Origin of the sequence: Vibrio fluminensis (genome assembly GCF_015278125.1) — a bacterium.
In the GTDB taxonomy this organism is placed as follows: domain Bacteria; phylum Pseudomonadota; class Gammaproteobacteria; order Enterobacterales; family Vibrionaceae; genus Vibrio; species Vibrio fluminensis.
This window is the reverse complement of sequence record NZ_JADILO010000008.1, coordinates 59,088-74,975: the sequence shown is the minus strand read 5'-3', so window position 1 is coordinate 74,975 and position 15,888 is coordinate 59,088. Positions and strand designations below refer to the sequence as shown.

Here is a 15,888-nt window from a genome sequence, read left to right as displayed (position 1 = left end):
ACTGCCAATCTATAAAAAGCACGCGTTTGTTAACCGATCGCGTTGGCAAAATTGAGCACTTTCAACGCAAATCGTCGCTTCTGTGATGATAAAAGAGTCAAAATTGCCATTTGGAAGAAATTTTTGTGATGAAATTCAATTTTTTCTGGCTTTTTTTGTGCTTTTGGTGAATAATCCGCATCCCTTATGTCCCTAGCGGCTTGATGCGATTTAACACTTATCCGCATCTGAATGGAATCAGCTCAATCTGGATCGGTATTGGAATTGGTAGAGCTCGTGGGACCTTTTGTTTTTTTTTGTTAATGGGATCCCAATGACAGATACTGTAATTCAATTTAGTGATTTAGCACTAAATGACGCAATCCTTTCAGCTCTTGATAGCATGGGTTTTGTTTCTCCAACTCCTATCCAAGCAGCGGCAATTCCGCACCTTCTTGACGGTGCTGATGCTCTAGGTAAAGCGCAAACAGGTACAGGTAAAACAGCGGCTTTTTCTCTTCCGCTATTGAACAAACTCGATCTTTCTCAACGTAAACCTCAAGCGATCGTACTTGCTCCAACTCGTGAGCTAGCGATTCAGGTTGCAGCAGAAATGAAGAACCTAGGTCAAAATATCTCTGGCCTTAAAGTTCTAGAAATCTACGGTGGTACTTCTATCGTTGATCAAATGCGCGCTCTTAAAAACGGTGCTCACGTGATCGTAGGTACTCCTGGCCGTGTTCAAGACCTAATCAACCGTGACCGTCTACACCTTGACGAAGTAAACACCTTCATCCTAGATGAAGCTGATGAAATGCTTAACATGGGCTTCGTTGATGACGTAACTGCAATTATGGAGCACGCTCCTGCATCTGCACAACGCGTTCTTTTCTCTGCAACTATGCCTCCAATGCTGAAAAACATTGTTGAGCGCTTCCTACGTGAACCTGTAATGGTTGACGTTGCAGGTAAGAACCACACTGTAGACAAAGTAGAGCAGCAATTCTGGGTTGTTAAAGGTGTAGAGAAAGACGAGGCAATGTCTCGCCTACTAGAAACTGAAGAAACTGACGCTTCAATCGTATTCGTACGTACTCGTCAAGATACTGAGCGCCTAGCTGATTGGCTATCTGCTCGCGGCTTCAAAGCAGCAGCACTACACGGCGATATTCCTCAGTCTCTACGTGAGCGCACTGTTGATCACATTAAAAATGGCGTTATCGACATCCTAGTTGCAACTGACGTTGTGGCACGTGGTCTTGATGTTCCACGTATCACTCACGTATTCAACTACGATATCCCATTCGATGTGGAATCTTACATCCACCGTATCGGTCGTACTGGCCGTGCTGGACGTCAAGGTAAAGCGATTCTTCTCGTTCGCACTAACCAAATTCGTATGCTACGCACTATCGAGCGCGTAACTAAGTCTTCTATGGAAGAAATCCAACTGCCTCTACGTGACGCAGTAGCTGAAGCACGTCTAGTTAAACTAGGTGCTGAGCTAGAAGCAGAAAAAGAACACAAAGCACTAGAAAAATTTGTTGAGCTAGTTGAAAAGCTACAAGAGACTCTAGAGATTGACTCTTCAACTCTTGCTGCGATTCTTCTTAAACGTCAACAAGGCAAGCGTCCATTGTTCTACATTGGCGAAGACCCAATGGTTGAAGCAATTGCTCGTGATAAGCAACGTCGTCAAGACCGTCGCGAAGGTGGCCGTGATGGCGCTCGTCGTGAAGGTGGCCGTAGCTTCAACACGCAAGATTGGGATACTTACCAATTGCAAGTTGGTCGTGAGCAAGGCGTTCAAGTTAAAGACATCGTTGGTGCACTAGCAAACGAACTAGGCCTAGTTAAAGGTTCTATCGGTGCTATCAAACTAGACCAAGGTCAAACTTACGTTCAGCTTCCTAAAGCGATGGACTCAGAAACTGCTGGTAAACTAAGCAAACTACGTATCCGTCAAAAAGACGTAGGCGCAGTAGTCTGTGACTTTGATGATTTCCGCGAACCTCGTGGTCGCCGTGAAGGTGGTCGTCGTGACGGCGGTCGTCGTGATGGTGGCTTCCGTGGCAACCGTGAAGGTGGCAACCGCGAAGGTGGCTTCCGTGGTAACCGCGAAGGTGGAAACCGTGATGGCAACCGTGAAGGTGGCTACCGTGGTAACCGCGATGGCAACCGTGAAGGCGGCTACCGTGGTAACCGTGAAGGTGGCAACCGCGAAGGCGGCTACCGTGGTAACCGTGAAGGCGGCAACCGCGAAGGTGGCTACCGCGGTAACCGTGAAGGTGGCAACCGCGAAGGTGGCGAGCGTCGTTTCGACCGTAACCGTGGTGGCGATCATCGTGGTAACCACCGTGGTGAACGTGGTCATGGTCGTCGTAACGAAGACTAATCAAATAAAAAAACCGGCGCTTGCGCCGGTTTTTTTATACCTTAATTACGATAGAACCATTTCATCGCGCAATATGTTGACTAATATCGCTATTTCTTGTGAGTCCGCAATAGCAGTAGAATAGTAAAACGCAAAACCCAAAGTTAATGCTTTAATCAATTCGTGCACATTAAGCCTCACAAGCTCTCCGCGCTTTAATAAGGGCGCCGCCGCTTCTTGACTTAAAATCGCCCAACCATCTCTTTTTAACAACTCAAGCAGCACGTCGGACTGGCTGATTACGCGAATGTTACTCGAAACAGCAAGCAGCTCCGGCATATTGTTAAAGTGGTCCTCACTGATAAATTGCTTAGCCAGTTGTAACTCCCCTAGCTCCACCGTATCAGTCAATGCTAGGTGAAAGTGGGGATTACAATAGCAAGCAAACTCATCACTCGCTAAATTAATAAAACGCACCGAGTGCTGAGGAAGATTAACCAGACGATACTGCAACAAAGCGAGATGGTGGTGATTATCTGTAATGGTTTGCAGTACATCTTCTCTTTTTCGATGTAACCAGTTAACTCTCAAATTTGGCAATCTTTCCACGATCATTCGATCGAGGCGAGCAATCCGTTGAGGAGAAAGCATGACATCATGGTAAATATCGAAATAACTCAGCTCCTGCTTGTAACTATTCAGCATACGATTATTGAGCTGCTGACTGTTAATGACCAACAATTTGGCTTGTTTATATAACTCTTGGGCTGCTGGAGTGAGCAGCGCCTTTTTGCCTTCAATTGTAAACAAAGTCAGCGCATAACTATCTTCCAACGCTTTAACTTGCTCACGTAACGTGGTTCGGTCCTTACCTAGCCTACGTGCTGCCTGACTGTAACTACCCGTTTCTACCGTTGCGCAAAATGCCGCCAAATGTTCAAAAGAAAACACTTAACCTCCCATAGACAATTGGACAAATGATGGATTTAGCCCATCATCTTGTATTATTTGGTTAGTTTATATCCTGATAAAGTAGTTGCATAGATTGGCTAGGTGAATGCTTGAAGCAACGCAGTATTCCTAAGGATTTGGGTCACACATGCTAATCATTGAGATAACGACATGAAAAGGTGACCTATGAAAAAACTCGCTCTATCTACTTTAACTTTGGGGATCTTAGTCTCTGTAGGCTGCAGTCAAATGGTTGATAACGAAGATGCTCAGACACCCAGTCAAGATGCACCCATTACTCTATTCGTTGCCGATCAGTTAATTACCATGAGCGATCAATACAGCGATAACGTTGATACTGTCGCGGTACAAAATGGCATCATCATTGATGTGGGTCAGCAAGAGCAGCTCACATCAAAATATGCCAAGCACACCAATCTCCTAATTAACGACATATATCAAAACAGCGTACTGACCCCAGGTTTTGTTGAACCTCATCTTCATATCTGGCTCAGCGGCATTCTAATGGGCACGGAGTTTATCACTCCAGCAGATTGGAAATTACCTCATGGCGAAGCCAAAGGCGTGCAAACAGAAAAACAATATATGCAACGTCTAAACGAACTGAATGCCAACACGCCAAAGGGACAGCCACTGATCACTTGGGGTTATCATCAATATTTCCACGGCGAAAATATGAGCCGTGAACTGCTCGATTCCATTTCGACTGAACGTCCGATTATCGTTTGGCACCGCAGTTTTCATGAGATCTATTTTAATTCTGCCGCCCTAGCGATGTTCGGCTGGCAAGAAGCGGATTGGCAAGGTGATAGCGCAGCGTATGCTCACCTGCATTGGGATAAAGGGCACGCGTATGAAACGGGGCTAAGATCATCCTCGCCGACGTGCTTAAATTCTTAATAGAGAGCGGAACTTTCGCTACGGGAATGGAGCGTACCAAAGACTATATTCACTCAGGCGGTATAACGACAGCGGTCGATCCAGGCGTCATCATCACACCTGATATGTATCAACAGATGACTAATATCCTATTGGATGAAAGCTTACCGATGGATTACTGGTTGATCCCTGCAGGTAATTTTACATACTCCATGGCAGGTTACGATGCAGAAAAAGGCAAGCAACTTGCTGAGCAGCAAACTGTGCAATTCGCATCAATTGAACAAATTCAATGGTTACCGAAGTACATCAAACTGTTTTCCGATGGTGCGATGTATAGCCAATTAATGCAGCTAAAAGATGGTTATATCGATGGTCATCATGGTGAGTGGTTACAAACACCCGCAGAGCTTGAAGATAGCATGCGCCCCTACTGGCATGATGATTACACCATAATGGTGCACGCAAACGGTGACTTAGGCTTTGAAGCGGCTATCGATATCGTCGATAAACTTAATGCTGAATATCCACGCAGCGATCACCGCACAGGTTTTCATCACTTAGGCATCACGGACGTCGATGATATTCCGAGAGCAGTGAAACAAGGGTCTAATTTCAGCGTTAACCCTTATTACACTCATATTTTGGCAGAGAACTACAGTGCAAATGGTGTCGGAGCTGAGCGTGCTGAAGTGATGGCACGCGGGCGCTCATTTATCGATGCAGGCGGCTTGTTATCTCTCCATTCCGATGCACCTATGGCTCCAGCTCAGCCACTGAGTTTGGTCTGGGCAGCCGTCAACCGTATCGGTCTATCGGGAGAAACAGTAATGGGGCCGCAAGAGCGTATTTCCGTCGATGAAGCGATGCGAGCTATCACCATCGACGCCGCTTATACGGCACGTCTTGAAGATCAAGTAGGCAGTATTGATATCGGTAAACAAGCGAATTTTACCGTGCTAGAGCAAAGCCCTTACCAAGTCCAACCAAAAGAGATCAATCAGATCAATATTCAGGCAACCATTTATCAAGGTAAAGTGCACCCTATCAGCCAAAGTAATGCAGGTATGCAAATGACACAAACCACTCAAACCGCATTAAATGCACTAAATCAACACCAAGGAGAGCATGGGCACCATCACGATCATGACCACGACGTATGTGAGACAAGCCTACTATTCCAAAAAGTAATCAGCGCAATGTAAACGCTAAACAAAGGGAGCGAAAATCGCTCCCTTCACCTTGTTAGCTTGTCGCCTGTAATTGCGAATAACTTCTCGAGCTATAAACAAAACCCGCCACAAACACCATCACCGCAACCAGTTTGATTATCAAATCAATACCTGGCCAAACTAAGCATCCCCCTGTAGCCAGCATTACTGCGCGCATTGCCCAGTTGAGTGGTCCTTCTAGATAGCCTTCGATTGCCGCAATTAATGCATAGGTACCAATAATCGCCAGTAGACCAACTTGTAATACGTGTCCGATATCCCACGATACCAGTCCGGTATACGCGATGAGCAATGGTACTAGATAAAGCCCCTTCGCAATCTTCCACGCCATTAACCCCGTGCGCATAGGTGGGGTTTTCGCTATCGTCGCGGCAGCAAAAGCGGTGAGACAAACCGGAGGTGTCACGTTACTGTCTTGCGATAACCAGAAGATGATTAGGTGAGCTGAAAGTAAAGCTAGAGCGACCGTTTCAACTCCTAACGCTTGCTCAAGTAGCACGCTCATAAAGTCAACAGGCACTAATGCGATTAACTCATTAGCGGTCACTTCTAGCATTGGCGCTTCCAATAACCCGAGCTTATCCGGCGCAGCTAACATAAAGATCGCCTTCGCTTGTTCTGGCAATTCACCCGCAACCAGCATCGCCTCCAACTGATGCTCTGCTAAAAGCTTATACAAAGCCGGCGCAGAGAGTGTGCCTAATACGATATAAGCTGCCGTTACCGGAAGCCCCATCCCTAGTACGAGAGAAGCCAACGCAATCAAAGCCAACATGATCAGCAAATCACCACCAGCCCAACTATCGATCATCAATGAGAAGGTATTGCCGATACCAGTCGTACTGATCACATTGATCACCAAACCAATCCCCACCAGCAAAACAGCCGTGGTCGCCATATTTCGCGCCCCCTGAGCCATTGCCTCAACAATCGCTTTAGGTCCCATTTTATGCTCTTTTGAAAACCAACTTGCGACCACAACCGAGATGATCGACAAACCCGCCGCATAAGTAGGCGTAAAACCTTGTACCAAAAGGCAAACTAGTACGACCAAAGGGATAAGGTTGTGCCAACCTGAAATCAGCACCTTAGTCAGAGACTGCTCTGATACGGTAATTTTCTGTACGCCACTGCGTTTGGCTTCAATACGCACAAAGAAGCCAACTGAAAGAAAATAGATCAAAGCAGGCATAAACGACACGGCAATAATGTCAACATAAGGAATCTGAGTATAAGACGCCATAATGAACGCCCCTGCCCCCATCACAGGTGGCATAAGTTGCCCACCAGTCGACGCCGCCGCTTCTACCCCTGCCGCAAATTTAGCCGGGAAACCTGCCTTACGCATCAAAGGAATACTGATCACGCCGGTCGACACTGTATTGGCAACGCTTGAGCCAGATACCGATCCCATCAATCCGCTACCAATAACTGCGATAAAACCCGGCCCACCGATAATTTTACCTGCGGCCGCTCGCGCAACGTTAATAATGTAATCCCCAACACCAGAGCGCACTAAAAACGCACCAAAGAGGATAAACATAAACACGAAGCTCCAACTGATACGCGCGATGGGCCCAAACATCCCCTCGGAGGAGTAAAAACTGCGGTAGAGTAAAGTTTCCAGACTAAGACCAGGAAAATGGAAAATACCCGTCGCCCATTTCCCCCACCAGACAACATAGGTTAAACAGATAACAATAAGAACAGGGATAAACCACCCCATGGTTCGACGAATCAATTCCGTCACGATAACAATTGCCATAATGGCAAATACCCAATCGCTCGTGACAAACTTAACTCCGCGCTCATAGAGCGCATCTTCAGCCAAAGGCAGATAAATCAGACATGCGACTGCACCTAGTGCCAATACAACATCAAATGCTAGTGCCGTCTTACTGTGGATTAAGCTTCTATGGGCGGGATAGAGTAAAGCACACATCACCGCAAAACCGGCAAAGTGCGTGGCTGATATCCATAATTCCGAAATGGTAGCGAAGGTATTAAACCAGATATGTAACAGTGACAGCGCAACAGCAAATACTGTAATGGTGGCCGTCACCCATTTAACATCTTTTCTCGTTGCAAGCTCAAATTGACTAAGCTCTACTTCTTGGGCGTCACTCATAACTACTCCATTAACAATGAGAGACAAAATGCCTCAATGCACAACTTGCAACTGAGGCATTACTGGCGTTAGCCAAGCGTTAATTGGCTAACGAAACGGGACTTATTGAAGTATCAGTGAAGCCGGTACTTCTATTCCCATCTCTTGGTAGTATTTTGCTGCACCTGGGTGAAGCGGAACAGGCAAACCCGCAATCGCTTTTTCTAGTGCCATCGCTTTAGTGGCTTTATGAATGCCTTGTAAGAATGGTAGGTTTTCATAGATCGCTTTAGTTAGCTCATACACATCTTGGTCCGATACGTCATGGCGCACCGCAAGGAAGTTTGGCTGAGCAATGGTATTGACCACTTTATCGACGCCAGGGTAAGTGCCCGCAGGGATCTCATACTTAGTCCAAAGATTGTACGAGCCGTTTGCTTGCTTGATCTGCTCATCGGTAAAAGAAAGGATCTGAATCTCTTCGCCCAAAGCGGCAAACGCTTGGGTGACCGCACCAACAGGCACACCTGCCGGAGTATTCATACCATCAATTGTGCCATTTTGCAGCGCGCTCGCACTGCCACCATAACCCATGTGCGCGAGATTAAAGCTGTCCGCATCAACACCAAGCCCTTTCATAATCTGTCGACCCGAGTTTTCCGTACCGGAGTTTTTCTTACCGATGGAGAACTTCTTATCTTTAAGGTTATTCAGATCTTCTACCGTGCCAGAGCTTGCTAACTCACTGCGCACAATAAAGTGCTCAACGTTTTGCCATAGCATTGAAACTGAACGTAGATCTTCCTGACGCTGCTTGTACGGTCCTTCACCATTCCATGCCCATGCACCATACAGACCTTGCAAGATTGCAAACTGCGCTTCGTTTTCATTAAGCAGTTTAACGTTCTCACCCGATCCAGCAGAGCTAATCGCAGAAAGAGAGAACTTATACTTTGGCGTCAGCTTCACTTTACTCAGTGTTGCCAATGCCACACCCACTGGGTAGTAAGTACCACCTGTTGAAGCAGTAGCAAGAATGTAACTGCGATCTTGGGCTAGTGCTTGGCTGGTAAAGCCTAAACACGCTGCGGTGAGTGCAAGGCTTTGCGCCAACTTCTTAATTTTCATCTGTGACTCTCCATGTTAACTATCGGCAATCACTACTGCTTGCCATAACGTTGCACGCCTATTCATTAACTCAATGAAACAAAGAGATAATGAATGGATTGCTTATAAAGTAAGCGATAAAAATTAGTGAAGGAAGGATCTAGCTCCCACTTATTGATAACAAAATATTAACAGGAGCCATTTGTATACAAAAAGAGCGCCAGTCAAGGCGCTCTTCACTCACCGTCCGTGTTAGATTAGAAAGTAAATGCGAGATTAGCAGATGCACCAAACTGGTTTTCACCGGCGTATGAGCCTGCAATATCTAGACTAACAACATCGAATGGGCTGATGCCGATACCTGCAGTGATTGAATCATCCAGCGTATCTTCCATATCCATTTCATAACCAGCACGGAGTTGAGCCCAACCCCATGCGTTCGCCTCAACACCAAAACGTAAGAAGCGTGTATCATCGTCCAGTTCTTTAAAGCGTTCTTGTGTCGTTAGATCAAAATCAACGCTTGCTGAGAAAAGCTCACCTGCATAGCCTAAGCCAAGTGTCGCCTGAGGGTTTAATTCGTATGTCAGCGTATCATTTTTCGTGTTCATTTCTTGAGAGAATAAGTTTTTAAGCGCTAAACCCGCACGCCAAGCATCAGCATGCCATGCGACCCCCATGTCCATATTGAAAGCAGTGTCTGTCATTTCGCTTTCATCATAGTTGTCTAGGTCAAAATCATCTAACAGCCCATCAGCAGAGTAAGTGATAAGCTCTTGGTACTTAGGTGAAACACCAAATGCAACTTGTTGTCCCGCTAATTCAAAACTCTTGGCAAATGACAAACCAACTTCAGTGAGACCAAACCCTACAATATTGTAAGTCGAGTTATTATAACGTTGCTCAACGTGTGTTGGATCATTTGGGTTATACCCCGGTACCGAGGATTCAGACGCTATCTCAGGAGCAGCAACAATTTCAGCAAAGCCTCCCGCAAATAAGTTAACCGAGACAACACGTGATGGAATTGCCACAGCAAAGTTAACGCCAGCAGTAGCAGCAACTGGAGCATTACCTTCTAATTCATCCATAAACTTGTCTAGCTCAAGGGCATCTGAAGGCGCTGCACTCCCGGTATTGGCGAAGCGTTCATCATATAAATCCTGCGCATCATCAATCGTCTGAATTGACTCATCTTTGTCATGCACATTAACGCCAATCGCTGGAATAAGAATGCCCACATCATCATTTTCACGATGCAGAGCGCCTAACGCAGGGTTATGGAATGGGGCTAATAGATAATCAGCAGAAACCACTCCGGTATTACCCATTGCGTTACTACGTGCGTCGGCAACAATGGATGCTGCCAGTGAAGAGGTTGAGATGGCACTTAATCCACATGCCACTGCGAGTACTGTTTTTTTCATAATTAATCCATTTATTGTTTGTTACAGCCCATATATTTATAATTTCTATTAACTGAGCGGCAACAATACTAAACTTTATGATTAGTTATAAAAATCAAACACCATAAAATAATGCAACTTTTTTATAATAATGAGTCCTAGTTCAATAGTTCTAATTTTGTTAAAGATAATAATATCTATGGCTCACTTAACTTATCCATTCTGCTTTATACAAAAAAAGCGCCGTGAATACGGCGCCTTGCTTGACAAAAACACATTTAAATCTTGAGTACTGATCCCCGCTCGATAAGCGTTGGCTCTAACTGCACCACCTGAACATCACGAGATAAGTCTTCGAGTTTACTTAGCAATGTTTCGACTGCCGCTTGCCCTAAACGGTACTTAGGCTGATGGATTGTCGTCAACGGTGGGGTCATAAACTTCGCAATCTGAATGTCATCGTAGCCGATGATCGAAAAATCTTGCGGAACTGACAGCCCTTTCTCATGCGCAGCATTAATTACACCCATTGCCATCATATCGTTGCTGACAAATATCGCGCTAGGTAATGGCCCTTTACTGTAGATACGATTAAATGCTTCGTAGCCACCTTCGCTCTCAAAGTTTGATTCTACAATCCAATTAGGGTTGAATTTTAAATCAACCTCTTTTAATGCACGCTTATAACCTTCATAACGCATTTGAGCTTGATGACGATGCAAAGGACCGGTGATACAACCGATATCACGATGACCTTGATCAATGAGATACTTGGCGGCCATATAACCGCCTTGTAATGAATTATCTTGGATCTTGTCACTCGCGAATAGCATCGGTCCCCAGTCCATCACAACAACGGGAACGTCGGGATATTTTTCAAAGATATCAATACGCTCACCTTCTAAGGATGAACACATTAAGATCATCCCATCAACACGCTTTTGTAAAAGTGTATTGATGGACGTTTTCATTCGTTGCTGATCACCTTCGGTGTTACACAAGATAAGGTTATAGCCTTTTTGATAACAGCAACGTTCAACCCCTTTAACTACTTCACCAAAGAACGGATTGGTCGAAGTCGTCATTAACATACCAAGGGTTTGAGTTCTATTCATCTTTAGGCTTCGAGCCAGAGCTGAAGGGGTATAATTGAGCTGCTGTGCGGCTTGATTTACCTTAAGAGATATTTCTTCGCTCACATATCGGGATTGGTTGATAACATGGCTTACTGTTGAGGTTGATACCCCCGCCAACTTAGCAATATCTTTCATCGTTGCCATGCTATCGAGCTCCTTCTATTGCTTGGCGATAAACTCTTCGACTTCTTCTCTACGAGGTATAGAAGTCTGCGCACCAAGGCGAGTAACGCTAATCGCGGCAGCGCCATGGGCAAATTTGATCGCCGATTCTATCGGCATATCTTCCAACAAGCCAGTGACAAATGCGCCGTTGAATGTGTCACCCGCTGCAGTGGTATCAATTGCATCCACTCTAAAGCCTGGAATGAGTTCTCCACGACCATTTTGACTTAACCAAACACCTTGTGCCCCCATGGTAATCATTACGATTTCAATACCTTTCAAGTGCAATGCATTGGCGGCCTGATGAGCCGTTTCACTATCGACGACAGTAATACCTGTCAGCACTTCCGCTTCGGTTTCGTTCGGCGTAATCACATCAATATTACTCAACAAACTCTCAGGAAGTTGCTTAGCCGGCGCAGGATTGAGAATTACACTGGTCCCTGCCTCTTTTGCTACTTGCACCGCACGTTCAATGCCCTCTAATGGCGTTTCTAGCTGGGTAAGTAAGTACTTAGCTTGACGAATTGCAGGTAGATCCGCTTCAATAGCTTGAGCTGTCAGGCAGTCATTCGCTTCTGCTGAAATACAAATACTGTTTTCACCACTTGCCGCAACTTGAATCATCGCGATACCTGTTGGAGTATTGGGCTGCATTTTTACCCCTTGGGTATTGATGCCATCCAATTTAAAGCTCTCACGAATATTGATACCAAAAGAATCATCACCCACGCAGGCAATAAAGCCGACATCTGCATTTAAGCGCGCAGCAGCAACAGCTTGGTTTGCGCCTTTGCCGCCAGGAATAACTTGATAATTGTGACCATGAAGCGTCTCACCTGGACGCGGAAAAGAAGGCACTTGAAGAACATGGTCAGCGTTAACACTACCTAATACCACTAACTTATTCATACGCTTATCCTCGGTTGTTGCACAACCCTTTGTGTTTCAGGAAAAAAGGTTTAAGTAAGCACATACTCACAATGCTGAATTAAAACTTATCTCCACTCACTGAAGAGAGGTTTCCTGCCAACCCATCGCCAACAGGAAGCCTCACATAATGACTAAATTACTTAGTAACGACTTTTAGCGGCACTGGAATACTGCTTTCTACTTGCTCACCTTTTAAAACTTTTGCTGCAGTTTCTACACCTAGCGCACCAATTAAGTCAGGCTGTTGAGCGATAGTTGCACCTAACTTGCCGCGATTCACCGCTGCAATACCATCATCGGTGCCATCAAAGCCAACAATGAGTACATCTTTACCTGAAGCTTGAACCGCACGTAGCGCACCCAATGCCATCTCATCGTTTTGAGCAAATACCGCTTGAACATTCGGGTTCGCAGCCAATAGGTTTTCCATCACGTTAAGACCTTTAGTACGGTCAAAATCTGCTGGTTGACTAGCAAGCAGATCCATTTCACTGCCTTTCACTGCTTTCATAAAACCTTCACCACGCTCACGAGCAGCCGATGTACCTGCAATACCTTCTAGCTGAATCACTTTCGCTTTCTCGCCCACTTTCTCCATGATGTATTTACCGGCCATCTCACCACCAGCCACATTATCTGATGCTATATGACTCACAACTTCGCCACGAGAGGCGCCACGGTCCAAAGTCAGAACAGGAATATCTGAACGGTTTGCTATACGAATCGCATTTGATACCGCATCCGAATCTGTTGGGTTAATCAAGATAGCCTTAACACCACGAATGGTTAAGTCTTCGACGTTTGAAAGCTCTTTACTTGGATCATTTTGTGAATCCAAAACAATCAAATCGTAACCGAGCTCTTTCGCTTTCGCTTCCGCGCCATCTTTCATCGTGACAAAGAATGGGTTGTTTAGCGTTGATACAACAATCGCCATCGTATCTTGTGCTTGAGCAGCAACTGAAACGGTTGAAGTCAATAACGCAGCTGAAATAAGAGTTGCCAGTTTTTTCATCGTAATCGTCCTTTGTATCGTGCGAGCCAAGCAAGCTTGGCTCGTGAGTTATTGGTGTAAAAAATAAATGGTTGGGAGCGTGTTATTTGTTTTTGTTATCAACAATTACCGCCAGAAGAATAACCACTGCTTTAGCAATCATCTGGTAGTAAGAAGATACGTCGAGTAGGTTAAGAGCGTTATTTAAGAAGCCAATAATCAATGCACCGATCAAGGTGCCCATGATACGGCCTTTACCACCCATTAAGCTGGTGCCACCTAGTACTACAGCAGCGATAGCATCAAGTTCATAGCCCATACCTGCTGTTGGCTGAGCTGAAGATAGGCGCGAGGTAATGATGATGCCTGCTAGTGCAGCCAGTAGACCGCAAATGGCGTATACACCGATTTTCACGCGGTCAACATTAATACCAGATAGGCGAGCTGCTGATTCGTTACCACCCACAGCATAAATATAACGGCCGAAGCGAGTGTGATTCAGTAAGTACCATGCAGCAGCAAACACAATCACCATCATCCATACTGGTACTGGAATACCCAGCGTATAACCTGTACCAAACCAAGCAAAGGCATCAGCAGTATCAGTAAAACCCGTAGAGATAGGTCGACCGTCGGTGTACACCATCGTCACACCGCGTAACAAGGTCATCGTCACCAACGTTGCGATAAACGCTTGGACCTTACCTTTGGCGATAATGACGCCACTAATTGCACCTAGCGCAGCACCCGCAACTAACGCAGTTGGTACAGCGACCATCACTGGCACTTCTAAACCAATCATGGTTGCAGCGAAGGCGCCACATAAAGCCAGCACGGAGCCGACGCTTAGGTCAATACCTGCAGTAAGGATAACCATCGTCATACCGACTGCGATGATCGCGTTGACCGAGGTTTGGCGCAGGATATTTAAGATATTATCAACAGTAAAAAAGTTCGGGTTTAAGAAAGAGACAACAACAATCAATAGCAGTAACGCAATTAACGATTTTTGCTCGATTAGCCACTCTTTGCTTAATAGCTTTTTACCGCTAGTTTGGGTTGTTTTGCTCATGGTTTCAGTACTCATGCTGCTTCCTCATTGATCTGCTTACCTACTGCGCAGGCGAGTAATTTCTCTTGGTCGGCATCCTGGGCTGCAAACATGCCGCTTACGCGTCCTTCATGCATAACCATGATGCGGTCACTCATTCCGAGTACTTCCGGCATTTCTGACGAGACTAAAATGATGCTCATGCCTTCCGCTTTAAATTTATTGATCAGTTGGTAGATTTCTTTTTTAGCGCCAACGTCAACGCCGCGAGTCGGTTCATCAAGGATCAACACTTTAGGTTTTGTCATTAGCCCTTTCGCTATTGCCACCTTCTGTTGGTTACCGCCAGATAAGTTGCCAATGATCTGCTCTCGCGTTGGCGTTTTGATATTGAATAGTTTGATAAAGTCATCAACTGCCGTCACTTCATCACCATGTTGAATGCGCCCACCTTTCGATAGCTTATCCAGCGCGCAGAGAGACATATTCTCTTTTACCGATAGACCTAATACTAAACCGTCGCCTTTACGGTCCTCTGATATATAGGCAATGCCGTTTGCGAGTCCATCTTGCGGACTCACTGGATTAATGGTTTTGTTGTCTAAATTAATTACACCGCGTTCACTTGGCAATGCACCGAAAATTACTTTCATCAATTCCGTGCGGCCAGCGCCCATTAGCCCGGACACACCTAAGATCTCACCTTTGTTCAAGGTAAAGCTCACGTCATGTACACCTGAGCCCGTTAATCCAAGCACTTCAAGGCAGATTTCGCCATGTTTAACCTCAATGCGTGGGTACTGCTCTTCTAATTTACGCCCCACCATCATTTCAATTAAGCCATCTTCATCGGTATCTGAAACCAAACATTCACCGATAAATTTTCCATCTCGCAGCACGGTAATATCATCACAGATTTCAAAGATCTCTTTTAATCGGTGAGAGATGTAAACGATGCCACAGCCTTGATCTCGTAACTCATTAATCACTTTAAATAGTGACTCGGTTTCGGTGTCAGTAAGCGCATCGGTTGGCTCATCCATGATGATAACTTTTGATTCAAAAGAAAGCGCCTTAGCGATTTCAACCATCTGTTGTTCACCCAGACTTAAATCGCCAAGCAGTGTCTTAGAACTATGTTTCACGTTAAGACGCTTCAGTAATTTGTCGGCTTCTTGATACATCTTCGTCCATTGGATTTTGCCAAATGCGCCGGTAATTTCGCGGCCGAGAAAGATGTTTTCCGCAATAGTCAGTTCAGGGATCAGGTTAAGCTCTTGGTGAATAATGCTGATACCAGCATGTTGTGAGTCACGTGGGCCTTTAAACGCCACATGCTCACCTTGGTAACGAATCGTTCCTGCATCTGGAGCATGGATACCCGTTAATACCTTCATCAAAGTCGACTTGCCTGCACCATTCTCACCGAGCAGTGCCATTACTCGACCTGAATAGACATTTAAGCTTGCGCAGTCGAGCGCTTTCACTCCTGGGAAAGCTTTCTCAATCTCGCTGAGTTGTAAAATTGCTTGAGTCATAGCTCGTCCTCAGTT

The 15,888-nt window shown here is 45.5% G+C and carries 12 protein-coding genes; 3 read left to right on the top strand and 9 right to left on the bottom strand.

The genetic code is table 11. The annotated features are described in order from the left end of the window. The first annotated feature begins 313 nt into the window (after positions 1 to 313). On the top strand, positions 314 to 2,374 hold the full coding sequence (locus tag IRQ95_RS07920) for a DEAD/DEAH box helicase (RefSeq protein WP_194436428.1): 2,061 nt from the start codon (positions 314 to 316) through the stop codon (positions 2,372 to 2,374). Between the two features lie 45 nt (positions 2,375 to 2,419). On the opposite strand, the gene IRQ95_RS07915 is transcribed toward IRQ95_RS07920, so the two are convergent. Beyond that, the gene (locus IRQ95_RS07915; protein ID WP_194436427.1) at positions 2,420 to 3,304 is read right to left on the bottom strand and encodes a LysR family transcriptional regulator; all 885 of its coding nucleotides are present in this window, start codon (positions 3,302 to 3,304) and stop codon (positions 2,420 to 2,422) included. 186 nt (positions 3,305 to 3,490) lie between these two features. Here IRQ95_RS07915 and IRQ95_RS22195 point away from each other — a divergent pair, with 186 nt between their 5' ends. Together IRQ95_RS22195 and IRQ95_RS22190 are read left to right on the top strand one after the other, a co-directional pair. Next, positions 3,491 to 4,225 (top strand): amidohydrolase family protein, encoded by a 735-nt coding sequence (locus IRQ95_RS22195; protein WP_228481337.1) that lies wholly within the window; start codon positions 3,491 to 3,493, stop codon positions 4,223 to 4,225. Between the two features lie 26 nt (positions 4,226 to 4,251). Further along, positions 4,252 to 5,409: an amidohydrolase gene (locus tag IRQ95_RS22190; protein ID WP_228481336.1), complete on the top strand. Its 1,158-nt coding sequence runs from the start codon at positions 4,252 to 4,254 to the stop codon at positions 5,407 to 5,409. A gap of 40 nt (positions 5,410 to 5,449) precedes the next feature. Here IRQ95_RS22190 and IRQ95_RS07905 read toward each other — a convergent pair whose 3' ends face one another. The 8 genes from IRQ95_RS07905 to rbsA all read right to left on the bottom strand — a co-directional run bounded on the left by IRQ95_RS07905 (position 5,450) and on the right by rbsA (position 15,873). Next, positions 5,450 to 7,564, bottom strand: coding sequence for a TRAP transporter permease (locus IRQ95_RS07905; protein WP_194436426.1), 2,115 nt, complete (start codon positions 7,562 to 7,564; stop codon positions 5,450 to 5,452). A 102-nt stretch (positions 7,565 to 7,666) separates the two neighbouring features. Further along, positions 7,667 to 8,671 carry a TAXI family TRAP transporter solute-binding subunit gene (locus IRQ95_RS07900; protein ID WP_123780169.1) on the bottom strand — a complete coding sequence of 335 codons (1,005 nt, stop codon included), beginning with the start codon at positions 8,669 to 8,671 and terminating at the stop codon, positions 7,667 to 7,669. Positions 8,672 to 8,907: 236 nt separating this feature from the next. Further along, complete coding sequence (locus tag IRQ95_RS07895; RefSeq protein WP_194436425.1) at positions 8,908 to 10,077, bottom strand: conjugal transfer protein TraF; 1,170 nt, start codon at positions 10,075 to 10,077, stop codon at positions 8,908 to 8,910. Positions 10,078 to 10,334: 257 nt separating this feature from the next. Then, positions 10,335 to 11,336, bottom strand: a complete 1,002-nt coding sequence (locus IRQ95_RS07890) for a substrate-binding domain-containing protein (RefSeq protein WP_194436424.1) — start codon at positions 11,334 to 11,336, stop codon at positions 10,335 to 10,337. A gap of 15 nt (positions 11,337 to 11,351) precedes the next feature. Then, positions 11,352 to 12,269, bottom strand: a complete 918-nt coding sequence (gene rbsK / locus IRQ95_RS07885; RefSeq protein ID WP_194436423.1) for a ribokinase — start codon at positions 12,267 to 12,269, stop codon at positions 11,352 to 11,354. Positions 12,270 to 12,426: 157 nt separating this feature from the next. Continuing rightward, positions 12,427 to 13,305, bottom strand: coding sequence for a ribose ABC transporter substrate-binding protein RbsB (rbsB, locus tag IRQ95_RS07880; protein ID WP_194436422.1), 879 nt, complete (start codon positions 13,303 to 13,305; stop codon positions 12,427 to 12,429). Between the two features lie 82 nt (positions 13,306 to 13,387). Next, the gene (rbsC, locus tag IRQ95_RS07875) at positions 13,388 to 14,371 is read right to left on the bottom strand and encodes a ribose ABC transporter permease (protein ID WP_194436421.1); all 984 of its coding nucleotides are present in this window, start codon (positions 14,369 to 14,371) and stop codon (positions 13,388 to 13,390) included. Beyond that, positions 14,368 to 15,873: a ribose ABC transporter ATP-binding protein RbsA gene (gene rbsA / locus IRQ95_RS07870; protein ID WP_194436420.1), complete on the bottom strand. Its 1,506-nt coding sequence runs from the start codon at positions 15,871 to 15,873 to the stop codon at positions 14,368 to 14,370. Before rbsA ends, rbsC begins: the two co-directional genes overlap by 4 nt. Between the last annotated feature and the right edge of the window lie 15 nt (positions 15,874 to 15,888).

Excerpts from the sequence above, each read along its gene's own strand:
- rbsB (WP_194436422.1), bottom strand. The coding sequence starts at position 13,305 with ATGAAAAAACTGGCAACTCTTATTTCAGCTGCGTTATTGACTTCAACC.
- rbsK (WP_194436423.1), bottom strand. The coding sequence starts at position 12,269 with ATGAATAAGTTAGTGGTATTAGGTAGTGTTAACGCTGACCATGTTCTT.
- IRQ95_RS07895 (WP_194436425.1), bottom strand. The coding sequence starts at position 10,077 with ATGAAAAAAACAGTACTCGCAGTGGCATGTGGATTAAGTGCCATCTCA.
- rbsC (WP_194436421.1), bottom strand. The coding sequence starts at position 14,371 with ATGAGTACTGAAACCATGAGCAAAACAACCCAAACTAGCGGTAAAAAG.
- IRQ95_RS07920 (WP_194436428.1), top strand. The coding sequence starts at position 314 with ATGACAGATACTGTAATTCAATTTAGTGATTTAGCACTAAATGACGCA.
- rbsA (WP_194436420.1), bottom strand. The coding sequence starts at position 15,873 with ATGACTCAAGCAATTTTACAACTCAGCGAGATTGAGAAAGCTTTCCCA.
- IRQ95_RS07900 (WP_123780169.1), bottom strand. The coding sequence starts at position 8,671 with ATGAAAATTAAGAAGTTGGCGCAAAGCCTTGCACTCACCGCAGCGTGT.
- IRQ95_RS22190 (WP_228481336.1), top strand. The coding sequence starts at position 4,252 with ATGGAGCGTACCAAAGACTATATTCACTCAGGCGGTATAACGACAGCG.
- IRQ95_RS07890 (WP_194436424.1), bottom strand. The coding sequence starts at position 11,336 with ATGGCAACGATGAAAGATATTGCTAAGTTGGCGGGGGTATCAACCTCA.
- IRQ95_RS22195 (WP_228481337.1), top strand. The coding sequence starts at position 3,491 with ATGAAAAAACTCGCTCTATCTACTTTAACTTTGGGGATCTTAGTCTCT.
- IRQ95_RS07905 (WP_194436426.1), bottom strand. The coding sequence starts at position 7,564 with ATGAGTGACGCCCAAGAAGTAGAGCTTAGTCAATTTGAGCTTGCAACG.